Source organism: Mycobacterium sp. (assembly GCF_050701515.1).
GTDB lineage: Bacteria > Actinomycetota > Actinomycetes > Mycobacteriales > Mycobacteriaceae > Mycobacterium.
This window is the reverse complement of sequence record NZ_JBOGDB010000022.1, coordinates 1-8,627: the sequence shown is the minus strand read 5'-3', so window position 1 is coordinate 8,627 and position 8,627 is coordinate 1. Positions and strand designations below refer to the sequence as shown.

9 protein-coding genes and 1 pseudogene are annotated in these 8,627 nt (G+C 64.3%); 5 read left to right on the top strand and 5 right to left on the bottom strand.

The window, feature by feature from the left end; all coding sequences use genetic code 11:
• Positions 1–151: 151 nt before the first annotated feature.
• A complete protein-coding gene (locus ACRDU5_RS01805; RefSeq protein ID WP_526612502.1) occupies positions 152–751 on the bottom strand; it encodes a TetR/AcrR family transcriptional regulator in 600 nt (199 codons plus the stop codon).
• 131 nt (positions 752–882) lie between these two features.
• On the opposite strand from ACRDU5_RS01805, the gene ACRDU5_RS01800 reads away from it, so the two are divergent.
• The 3 genes from ACRDU5_RS01800 to ACRDU5_RS01790 are packed head-to-tail and all read left to right on the top strand — an operon-like array spanning position 883 to position 3,954.
• Positions 883–1,956, top strand: a complete 1,074-nt coding sequence (locus ACRDU5_RS01800) for an NAD(P)H-dependent amine dehydrogenase family protein (protein ID WP_526612501.1) — start codon at positions 883–885, stop codon at positions 1,954–1,956.
• Positions 1,953–2,771: a mycofactocin-coupled SDR family oxidoreductase gene (locus tag ACRDU5_RS01795; RefSeq protein ID WP_526612500.1), complete on the top strand. Its 819-nt coding sequence runs from the start codon at positions 1,953–1,955 to the stop codon at positions 2,769–2,771. Before ACRDU5_RS01800 ends, ACRDU5_RS01795 begins: the two co-directional genes overlap by 4 nt.
• Before the next feature lie 49 nt (positions 2,772–2,820).
• Entirely contained in the window at positions 2,821–3,954 is a 1,134-nt protein-coding gene (locus tag ACRDU5_RS01790) for an aromatic ring-hydroxylating oxygenase subunit alpha (RefSeq protein WP_526612499.1), read from the top strand.
• Between the two features lies 1 nt (position 3,955).
• Here the strand turns inward: ACRDU5_RS01790 and ACRDU5_RS01785 are convergent, their stop codons facing one another.
• Positions 3,956–5,170 (bottom strand): lipocalin-like domain-containing protein, encoded by a 1,215-nt coding sequence (locus ACRDU5_RS01785; protein ID WP_526612498.1) that lies wholly within the window; start codon positions 5,168–5,170, stop codon positions 3,956–3,958.
• 67 nt (positions 5,171–5,237) lie between these two features.
• Between ACRDU5_RS01785 and ACRDU5_RS01780 the strand changes: the two genes are divergently transcribed.
• Entirely contained in the window at positions 5,238–6,695 is a 1,458-nt protein-coding gene (locus tag ACRDU5_RS01780) for an aldehyde dehydrogenase (RefSeq protein WP_526612504.1), read from the top strand.
• 16 nt (positions 6,696–6,711) lie between these two features.
• Entirely contained in the window at positions 6,712–7,545 is an 834-nt protein-coding gene (locus tag ACRDU5_RS01775; RefSeq protein WP_526612497.1) for an enoyl-CoA hydratase/isomerase family protein, read from the top strand.
• Here ACRDU5_RS01775 and ACRDU5_RS01770 read toward each other — a convergent pair.
• The 3 genes and pseudogenes from ACRDU5_RS01770 to ACRDU5_RS01760 all read right to left on the bottom strand — a co-directional run.
• Positions 7,542–7,979 (bottom strand): MaoC/PaaZ C-terminal domain-containing protein, encoded by a 438-nt coding sequence (locus ACRDU5_RS01770; protein ID WP_526612496.1) that lies wholly within the window; start codon positions 7,977–7,979, stop codon positions 7,542–7,544. The genes ACRDU5_RS01775 and ACRDU5_RS01770 overlap by 4 nt on opposite strands.
• Entirely contained in the window at positions 7,976–8,449 is a 474-nt protein-coding gene (locus tag ACRDU5_RS01765; RefSeq protein ID WP_526612503.1) for an FAS1-like dehydratase domain-containing protein, read from the bottom strand. Before ACRDU5_RS01765 ends, ACRDU5_RS01770 begins: the two co-directional genes overlap by 4 nt.
• A 60-nt stretch (positions 8,450–8,509) precedes the next feature.
• Positions 8,510–8,627: pseudogene (locus tag ACRDU5_RS01760) on the bottom strand (nuclear transport factor 2 family protein); the annotation flags it as partial.

Below are 8,627 nucleotides of genomic sequence, written 5' to 3'. Positions count from 1 at the left end.
CAGCCACTTGTCGGCCTGGCGCTGCGCGAGGCGCGACTGTTCCATGTGTTGGTCGAGGCCGCTGGTGGTGGTCGACGTGGGCGGGTTCAAGGACTCCTCCTACCGATCGGCTGGCGTCGAGCATCGGCGGAGACTGACTATAGTCAATCAGTTAGTGGGCTTCAATACCGCGCAGTGTTCTGATCACATAGTCATCGAGCATCTCGCTCTGCGTAGGCCAATCGTGAGTGGTGGTCAACATCGCATAGAGGCCCAGCAGAAAGAACACCGCGCTGTTGACGGGGTTTACGTCGGATGCCACGTGGCCCAGCCGCTGGGCGTGCTCGATCTCCTGCGCCACCCTGACGATGACGGGGTGTTCCTTACTCTCGTCGGTGGGCCGCGTCTGCGAGAAGTGCAATGCGAGAAAATCCTTGAACAGCACCGCCCCGAGACGGCGTTCCAGACCCAACACCAGACGCACCGCCTCTGTGAGGATCGACGAGAGGTTGCGCTTCGTTTCCGCATAGCGGCCGAGTTGTTTGGCGATCCGTTCCTCTTCGCGGCGTTCGAGTTCTAGCAACACGTGTTGCTTTGTCGGGAAATGAAAGAAGAAGGTGCCGTGCGCAACTCCCGCGGCGGTGACGATCGCGCCGACGTCCGCCTCGGCCATACCCGATCGCTTGAACTCGGCGATGGCCGCGCCCATCAGTCGCTCCCGCGTTTGTAATCGCTTCGCATCGCGCGCCGAAGGCTTGTCCACCACTGCCATGCTGGAGACGATAGCAACTTCTGGTCTTGCACGCGCATGTGTGATTGACTGCAGTCAATTGAGATGGAGGGCATTGACACCAATAATTCACCGCTGCCAATTCCCGACTACTGATCAAGGACGGACACAGGATGCGCAGAGTAGTTCAATTTTCCACCGGAAACGTCGGGATTCACTCGTTGAAGGCGATCATCGGGCGCCCCGATCTGGAGTTGGTCGGTCTGCACGCCGCCAGTCCGAACAAGATCGGGCATGACGCCGCCGAACTGTGTGGGTTGACCGAGCCGACCGGCATCATCGCGACCGATGACATCGACGCGCTGATTGCGCTGAAGCCGGACTGTGTGGTCTACACCGCACAGGGTGAGACACGGCCGATGGAAGTGATCGAGCAGATGTCGAAGTTCTTGTCCGCGGGCATAAACATCGCGGCGACGTCGATGGTATGGCTGGTAACCCCGCGCCAGGCGGACGATTGGCTGCGGGTGCCGCTGGAACAAGCCTGCGAAGCGGGCGACGCCTCGCTGTACGTCAACGGCATCGACCCCGGCTACTCCGGCGACACCGAGGTGCACTCCGCACTGAGCCTGGTAACACGCGCCAGGTCGATCACCGTGCAGGAGATCTTCGACTACGCCAACTATGACGACTTCGAGTTCACTGGCAAGTCAATGGGTTTCGGTGTGAGCGCCGATGACGAGACACCGATGCTCTTCCTACCTGGCGTCCTCACCACGATGTGGGGCGGAGCGGTGCGCAACCTCGCCGAGCAGCTGGGGGTGGAACTCGACGAGCTCCGCCAGCGAATTGAGCCGTGGTACACCGACAAGCGGATCGAATGCAAGATGGCAACCGTGGAGCCTGGACAGATGGCCGCAGTCAAGTTCGCGGTCGAAGGTGTTCGTGACGGGGTTCCGGTGATCACCATGGAACACATCACTCGCCTTACCGCCGCGTCGGCACCAGAATGGGCCTACCCTCCCGAGGGTCACCCAGGCGTCCATCGAGTCGTGGTCGAAGGAGATCCCCGCGTTGAACTCAACACGCATGTGTCACACCCGGGGCTCGATGTCACCGAGGCGGGGTGTCTCTCGACTGCGGCACGAGTGGTCAACGCGATCGACTGGATCTGCCGTGCACCCAAGGGGTTGATCGCCGTCGAGGACATTCCGCAGGCAGAAGTCATTCGCGGCTTGATGTGGTGAGCGCGTCCGCGACTGGCCGGGTCGCCGGCAAGCGAGTGCTGATCACCGGCGCCGCGCGCGGTCTAGGGCGCAGTCACGCGTTGAGACTGGCCGAGGAGGGCGCAGACCTTGTTCTGGTCGACTTGTGCAGGTCCCTTCCCGAGATCGAATATGCCTTGGCCACCGAGGACGATCTGGCCGAGACCGTGCGGCTGGTCACCGACCGCGGCCGCCGATGTGTGAGCCGCGTCGTCGATGTCCGGGACGAGGTGGCGCTGCGATCAGCGGTCGATGAGGGCGTCGCCGAGTTGGGTGGGTTGGACGGGGCGGTCGCCAATGCCGGCGTGCTAACGGGTGGACCGTGGCACAGAACGACTTCCGAGCACTGGCGCACAGTCGTCGACGTGAACCTCATCGGAGTGTGGAACACATGCGCGGCGGCGATACCGCATCTACTCGCACAGGGCGGCGGCAGCTTGGTGACCATCAGCTCGGCCGGGGCGATCAAGGGTTACCCGCTACAGGTGCCGTACACCGCAGCTAAACACGGCGTTGTCGGGCTGACGTTGGCGCTGGCCAACGAACTAGCCGCACAAAGTGTGCGGGTCAACTCGGTACTCCCGACCGGGGCGTCCACCGGGATGATTCCGTCGTCCCTTGGAGTCGCCCTTTCCGAAGACCGACCTGACTTGGTGCCGATCTTCATCAACGCGATGCCCACCCCATGCGTTGACCCAGTTGATATCAGCAATGCGGTGCTGTTCCTGATATCCGACGAATCACGATTCGTCACCGGACTGCAGTTCAAGGTCGATGCCGGTGTGACGATCAATTAGTGTTCGACCCCGGTCGTGACAATCTTTATAAAAACAGTAAAATACGGCCATGGATCGCGATCAGCTCGTCGACCTCACGCGTCGTGCGCTCAAACTGGCGCGGGACAAGACGACCGACCTGGCCCCGTCCGAATACAGAGTCCGAGCGGACTCCTACACCTCGGCAGAGCGTCACGCTCGTGACACGGCGATGGTGGCGGCCAGCCCACAACTCGTCGGCTACGTGTCCGAACTGCCCAAGCCCGGGTCGTACTGCACCAAGACCGTGATGGGCCGGTCCATTCTGCTGACGCGAACGCCGGACGGGTCGGTGAAGGCGTTCGACAACGTCTGCCTGCACCGGCAATCACAGATCGCGTCGGGATGCGGTTCCGCCCGCCGGCTGTCCTGCCCCTACCACGCGTGGACGTACGACCTGGACGGAAATCTGGTCGGTGTGCCGGGCAAGGAAGGGTTTCCCGAAACGCCTTCGCGCGGGGCACAACTGACCGAACTGCCCGCGACCGAATGTGCGGGCTTTCTCTGGGTGGCGCTCGACCCGGAGGCGACGCTCGACATTCCCGCTTTCCTGGGGCCGCTGGCCGACGAACTGGAAGCCTGGGGCATCGGGCGTTGGTCACCACTGGGCGAGAAGGTCTTGGACTCGGCGATCAACTGGAAGCTCGCGGTCGACACCTTCGCGGAGAACTACCACTTCGCGACGGTGCACAAGAACACCTTCGCGACCATCGCGCGCAGCAACTGCACCGTGTTCGACTCGTTCGGACAGCATCATCGGCTGGTGTTCCCGCTCAACGGCATCCTCGACCTGGAGCAGGTGCCCGAAGCGCAGTGGGATCCGCTGCAGAACATGGTCGTCATCTATGCCGTGTTCCCCAACATTGTGCTGTCCGCGACGATCGCCAACGGCGAACTGTTCCGCATCTACCCCGGCGAGGTTCCCGGCCGGTCGATCACCGTGCATCAGAACTCGACCCCGCTGGACCTTTCCGACGAGTCCGTCGCCGCGGGCGCGCAGGCGGTGTTCGAATACGCCCATGGCACCGTCCGCGACGAGGACTATGCACTGGTCGAGAAGCTACAGTTCAATCTCTCGTCGGGAGCCAGGGAGCAGCTGGTGTTCGGCCGCAACGAACCCGGACTACAGCACCGCCACCAGACGTGGACGAACGCAATCGGGTAGCTCAGCCGCCGAGTTCATCGATGACCCGCGCGACCTCATCCCGCTCGCCGGGCCCGGCCGCCGCCAATACATCGACGAGCTCCCAGTCCCGATACAGCGCAAGCGACCGTTCGTAGAAGGCGAACCCGCTGACCGGCTGACCGCGCAGTGTTCCGTGGTAGCGGTATGGACCTTCCATGTACTCCAGCGGCAGGGCGTGCGCGGGGGCCGCAACCAACGGCTCCCCGGTCAGGTCCAAGTCGAGCTTGCGTGACGTCAGCCGATGGCGATCGGGCATGTACCGCGCCGCGGCCGGTGGCGGGACCAATGTGCGGACCGACTCGGGCCAGCGCACGTAACTGGTAACGGTGACCTCGATGTCGTCGGCGTACTCGGGATCGGCGCCGCCGTCGGGCGAGCTCGTCGTCGCGCCCGAAAACGGTTGCAGTGCATTGCGATCAGTGCGATCGAACTGCCGCCATATGCTGAGGTCGATGCCGTTTTCCAGGTTGATGGTGCGCCACTCGTGGGCACGGGAGCGGATGTCGCCGCTCGTCCCTCCGCCGTTGGCGACCAACGGAAACCACTGCCGGTCGACGTGTCCCGCCGTTCCGGTGACCGCATGCTCCGACCCTGCCCACGACAACGTCCCGGTCATGGCCATGCCGGTCTGGAGGTACGAGTACGTGTTCGCCTGCCCGAAGCACTCGATGACGCCGTTGTACGCGTCGGCGCCGAGTGGAACGGGCGCCCGCGACGGCGTGACGTGCAGGTCCAGCCGCATCGCTGCGCCGGACTGGTCGTTGCCGAACAACCGCACGTCGTAGGTGTAGGGCAGCAGGCGGTCCCGTTCGTCGCGGCAGGTCCGCCACACGGCGGTGCCCGCGCCGCTGGCGTAGGACATGTCCAGGTGATCGTCGGCCACCGACAGCTTCGGGTGGGCGCCGCTTTTCATATTGGTCGACGGCATGTCGTAGTCCGTGTAGGTTCCGTAGGTGCCGCTGTCGAGATCGAACAGCGCGAGCGTGTAGAAGTCGGCGACGATCGCCTGCCCGGGCCGGTTCTTGTTGAAGATCGAGAGGAACGCGAACTTGCGATCGGATTCACCGGTCAGTTCGCCGGCGAGGAACCAGGTGTCCGACTCGCAGTCCGGATGATTCGCTTCGGCGGCGGGAAAAGTGAATTGCGGGTCGCCCGGCACCAACTCGAACGGATATCGACGCCAGTCATCGCCCACAGCGCACTCCCAGATCCTTTTTTGCTATGTTAGCAGTAATAGCAACTTTAGCGTGACGGACGGTGACGTGAGATCCCTCGCTTACGACGAGCTCTTCATCGGCAGCCGCTGGCAAACGCCGGCGACAAGGCAGCGATTGTCGGTGATCTCCCCGCACACCGAGGAGCCGATCGGCGAGACGCCGGAGGCCGCTCCCGAGGATGTCGACCGAGCCGTCCAGGCTGCGCGCAAGGCTTTCGACGATGGACCGTGGCCACGGCTCGCGGTTTCCGACCGGATGGAGAAGATCGAGAAACTGGCCGCCATCTACACCACCCAGTCCGACGAGATGGCCGACCTCATCACCGCCGAGATGGGGTCTCCGCGCAGCTTCAGCCGATTGGGGCAGGCGACCGGGGCCGTCGCACAGATGCACCTGAACCTGGCCACCGCCAAGGAGTTTCCCTGGGTCGAGCGACGGCAGGGCTTGTTCGGCGAGGTCCAGGTTCGCCACGCCCCTGTCGGCGTGGTCGGCGCAATCGTGCCGTGGAACGTCCCCCAGGTCCTGATCATGCCGAAGTTGATTCCAGCGCTGATCGCCGGCTGCACCGTGGTGGTCAAGCCGGCCCCGGAGACACCTCTGGATGCGATGTGGTTGGCCGAGATGCTGGAGGAGGTCGATCTGCCGGAAGGTGTGGTGTCGATCGTTCCCGGCGGCCGGGAGACCGGCGAGAGCCTGGTTCGCCACCCGGGGGTGGACAAGATCTCGTTCACCGGATCCTCGGCGACCGGCAGGCACATCGCTGCGCTGTGCGGTGAGCAGCTCAAGCGGGTCAGCTTGGAGCTGGGCGGCAAGTCGGCGGCGATCATCCTCGATGACGCCGACATCGACCACACCGTCAAGCAGTTGAAGATGGCGAGCCTGATGAACAACGGGCAGGCCTGCGTGGCGCAGACCCGGATCCTGGTCAGCCAGCGTAGGCACGACGAGGTCGTCGATGCGCTCGCCGAGATGATGTCCGGTCTGCAGGTCGGCGACCCCGCCGATGAGGCGACCGACGTCGGACCGCTTGTCGCGCATCGCCAACAGCAGCGCGTGGGGGGCTACATTCAGTCCGGCGTCGACGAAGGAGCCCGAATCGTGCTCGGCGGCAACGACAAACCGTTCGATCGAGGCTGGTACGTCAGCCCCACGTTGTTCGCGGACGCGACGAACGAAATGCGGATCGCCCGCGAGGAGATCTTCGGCCCGGTGCTGACCGTGCTGCGCTACACCGAGGAGAGCGACGCGATCCGCATCGCCAACGACAGCGACTACGGGCTGGCCGGCTCGGTCTGGACGGCAGACGCCGCGCACGGTCTGGAGATCGCCGCGGAGATCCGCACCGGCACGTACGGCATCAACATGTACATGCTCGACACCAGCTGTCCATTCGGCGGATTCAAGCAGTCCGGTATCGGACGAGAGTTCGGGGCCGAGGGACTGTCCGAGTACATCGAGATCCAGTCGACGGTAAGTGCCGGCAAGCTGCCGGCACTCGACTGAGCCGCTGGGGATCACCATGAGTGACGTCGTCACCGAGCGGCACGGCGCGGTGCTCGTCTGCCGGCTCAATCGCCCCGAGTCGCTGAACGGGTTGACGGGTGCGCTGCTCGGCGAGTACCTGGCCGCGCTGGAGGAGGTCCGCACGGACGACGCGGTGCGCGTAGGGGTGACCACAGGCGAAGGCGATGCATTCAGTGCCGGTGCCGACATGAGTGACCTCGGCGGCGAAACCGCCCGGCAGGGGTTGAACGCGCTCATGCACGAAAGGCTCGGGCTGACTGGCACGCTCAGCACAGCCGACCGCGCATTCGACCGGCTGGGAATCGGCCGGGAAACGCTGGCAATCAAGAACTACGACAAGCCACTCATCGCGGCGATCAACGGTGCCGCGGCCGGTGGTGGCTTCGCATTGGCCATGCTTCATGACATTCGGCTGGCGTCCGAGCGGGCCAGCTTCACAAGCGCGTTCGTGCGCATCGGACTTGTCGCCGAGATGGGCCTCAGCTATACGTTGCCGCGGGCAATCGGACTCGAGGCTGCGATGGACGTGATGTACACCGGGCGTTCGGTGAGCGCCAGCGAAGCACGAGAATTGGGCCTTGTCCGAAGGGTCGTCCCGCATGACCGCCTGATGGACGAGGCCATGGCGTACGCCGAGCAGATCGCGGCGCAGGCCCCGATCGCGGTGCAATTCGCGAAGCGCGCACTGGTGCGATCGCTTGACAACGCCTTCCTCGCGCAGCTCGAGTTGGAGTGGCCGTACCAAGTCGCCGCCTATGACACCGACGACGCACGGGAGGGCATCACCGCTTTCCGCGAGCGCCGCCCGCCGCGCTTCAGCGGCGGTTAGTCGCAGGCCGGAAACTCCAGCGTGACCTCGGCGGGGCAGCACAATTCGTCGCGCTGGTTGTACACGGCGATCTCGAGGTCGACGAGACAACGCGAGGCGTCGCGGCGCTTTTTGACCACCCGGCCGCGGCCGACCATGGAATCGCCCGCGTAGACCGAACCGACCAACGACACCTTGCGCCGCACCACGCGGCTATATGGGCCCGCCCAGTCGGTGGCGATCCGGTCGATGAACCCGGCGAGGTGCAGGGTGTTGACGAAAATCGTGGGATGCCCGTGGCTTTCGGCGTACCGGGGATCGTAGTGGCCCGGGAAATAGTCCCAGGTGGCGCCCGGGTTCATCACCACGCGCTGGTAGCTGATCTCGTCGACGACCTCGGCGAGGTCGGCCGGCACGGTGATCTCGCTCCATGTCAGTCTGCGGTGCGACGTCATGACGCCTCCGCAGGGGTGAAGCGGAACAACGTGTTTCGGTTCGTCGCAACCAAGGTGCCGTCTTCGCGATAATAGCTGTCGCAGGTCTCGACGAAATGCCCAATACCGACCCGCGTTTGCTTCTCCGGAGACACCGAGACGACTTCTTCGACGAGTTTGAGCCGGTCACCTTCGAGAATCGGCGTGACGAGTTCGACGTCGTTGGACGCATTTATGTATGTGGTTCCGGGAAGCGGGACGCGGATCGCGATCGACGGGACCGGTCGTTCGCCGGCGGGCAGCCACGGCGGCGGGATGAGCCAGCCCATCAGCATGGCGGGCGGCGCGACCAGTCCGCCCCAGACCTCGGTGGCGAATTCGGCGTCCCAGTACGACGGGTTGCCATCCTGCACCATCGACGCGAAATGCTGGATGCGGGCGGCGCTCACCGCGGTACCCGCGAACCTTGGCTCGCCACGCACACCGACCATGCGCAACGCGTCCTGGTAGCTGCCGAACGCGAACTCGTAACGGACGCCCGTGGTCACCGCTTACACCGGTAGCGCGTTGTCGCGTGGCGCGAGATCCCAATCCAGTTGGCGCGACGTGAAATACCAGCCACCCCGCTCGTAGATCAGCCGGTCGGTGTAGATACCGGTGGCACGAAGT

Bases quoted from the DNA above. Each gene is read 5' to 3' on its own strand.
- ACRDU5_RS01790 (WP_526612499.1), top strand. From the start codon at position 2,821: ATGGATCGCGATCAGCTCGTCGACCTCACGCGTCGTGCGCTCAAACTG.
- ACRDU5_RS01800 (WP_526612501.1), top strand. From the start codon at position 883: ATGCGCAGAGTAGTTCAATTTTCCACCGGAAACGTCGGGATTCACTCG.
- ACRDU5_RS01775 (WP_526612497.1), top strand. From the start codon at position 6,712: ATGAGTGACGTCGTCACCGAGCGGCACGGCGCGGTGCTCGTCTGCCGG.
- ACRDU5_RS01765 (WP_526612503.1), bottom strand. From the start codon at position 8,449: ATGGTCGGTGTGCGTGGCGAGCCAAGGTTCGCGGGTACCGCGGTGAGC.
- ACRDU5_RS01805 (WP_526612502.1), bottom strand. From the start codon at position 751: ATGGCAGTGGTGGACAAGCCTTCGGCGCGCGATGCGAAGCGATTACAA.
- ACRDU5_RS01770 (WP_526612496.1), bottom strand. From the start codon at position 7,979: ATGACGTCGCACCGCAGACTGACATGGAGCGAGATCACCGTGCCGGCC.